This is a genomic window from Anaerobiospirillum sp. NML120511 (genome assembly GCF_023050955.1).
GTDB lineage: Bacteria > Pseudomonadota > Gammaproteobacteria > Enterobacterales > Succinivibrionaceae > Anaerobiospirillum.
The window spans coordinates 1-1,560 of sequence record NZ_JALKIK010000106.1 but is presented as its reverse complement, the minus strand read 5'-3'; the positions used below and the strand labels follow the sequence as shown (position 1 = coordinate 1,560).

Annotated in this window: 1 protein-coding gene; it reads right to left on the bottom strand. The window is 46.5% G+C overall.

The features are described 5' to 3' along the window. Positions 1-191: 191 nt before the first annotated feature. The gene (locus MXE39_RS12825) at positions 192-1,148 is read right to left on the bottom strand and encodes a DNA-primase RepB domain-containing protein (protein WP_246978946.1); all 957 of its coding nucleotides are present in this window, start codon (positions 1,146-1,148) and stop codon (positions 192-194) included. Between the last annotated feature and the right edge of the window lie 412 nt (positions 1,149-1,560).

The following is a 1,560-nucleotide window of genomic DNA, read 5'->3' as shown; positions in this document are numbered from 1 at the left end:
TGTTAGCATACCGATATTTTGGGGAATTATGTAGACTTATAAAATAATGAAAATGGCCGAATAAAAATGAAATCAATTATGAGCACTTGCCATGAATAAAATTGATGAAAGAACCCCGCTTGCTGCAACGCAGCAAGCGGGGTTCTTTCTTATTGGTTTGCTAGGCTCGGCTGATCATAGAGTGACAGAATCTAATCAGAAGAGAACCTGACAAACTCAAAGTCATCTTGATGCTGAGCATATCGAGAAATTTTTAGCCGCTCAGCCTGAACAAAGGGATCGGAAAAAGCCTTATTTACTGTCCTATTCACATAGTTATCAACATGTCCTGCTTTCCTGATGTTGATATTAGGGCTGCAATGTAACAAAGCATTTGCAGTATCCTGAATTGAAAAGCCTGAGATTGCTAGTGTCATACACGCTCTGAAGTCACACACACTTAAATCTGTGGATATCTGAGACTGTTTGCGAAACTCATTTATGAAACACATATGAGCAAGCTCTACTGAAACAGGGCTATCAACAATAGCGCTCACTTGGTTCCCAGTCGTATGTAGAGTGCATACTGGTTGGAGTATTGACTCTGCTTCAGACATAAGCCTGCAGGCAAACTCCTTGCTGAGCTCAAGTCCGCTTGAATCACGGCATAACACCCATGGGGCTCTTCCATACTTCGCATGGTGTATGGCTTTATGGTTCCTAAATCCAGCAAGGCGACCAAGATGAGCATAATCAGCAGAATTAGGATCTGAGCCAAACTTGCTTGCCATAAGCCTTGAAATTTTTCCCCTGAGGTTATGTGGCAGAGGAAATGGCAATTTGACCCATATCTGGTAATTCTCTGGACTTGACTCAACTACGCAAGCAGGGACCATTCGCGATTTTTTCATAGTGTTAATTAAGTCTGCAGAGAGATCATCCATAAGAATGAGACCATGCTCATAATCCAAACTAGGACGAATATAAACATCCCTGCCTCTTGCATTATCCATTTTTAACCTTGGTATAAGGCTACGAATCGCATCATTTGACACAGTCTCCTTGTATACCCCTCCTTCCCCAAGTTTCAAAACGCAAACATCGAATAAACGACATCCCATTGCTGCTGTCTGCCGCATAACGGCAGAAACGGTATAGTCAACCCTCATAATCCTTGACCGCAGACTCCATATGCCTGAGCTGTAAGTACAGCAACTAAGTCGATTAAGTTAATAAGGCCACAATCAGAGAGTGTCTATAAGCTCGTATGCGCTTAACAGGTGCTGGAGCTGTTCACAATCCTATGAGTAATGCAGGGAGTAATGGATAGCGGGTCACAGCGCCACGTGCAGCCTGTTCCCTCCCGCTGTTCGCGGCGGGGATTGCTTCCAGTCCCGCTACTCAAGCACAAGCCCCCAAGGGGAGAGAGGCCGCAGGCGCTTCCAGCAGCAAGGTCCCTCCCGCTGTTCGCGGCGGGGATTGCTTCCAGTCCCGCTACTCAAGCACAAGCCCCCAAGGGGAGAGAGGCCGCAGGCGCTTCCAGCAGCAAGGTCCCTCCCGCTGTTCGCGGCGGGGATTGCT

Excerpts from the sequence above, each read along its gene's own strand:
- MXE39_RS12825 (WP_246978946.1), bottom strand. The coding sequence starts at position 1,148 with ATGAGGGTTGACTATACCGTTTCTGCCGTTATGCGGCAGACAGCAGCA.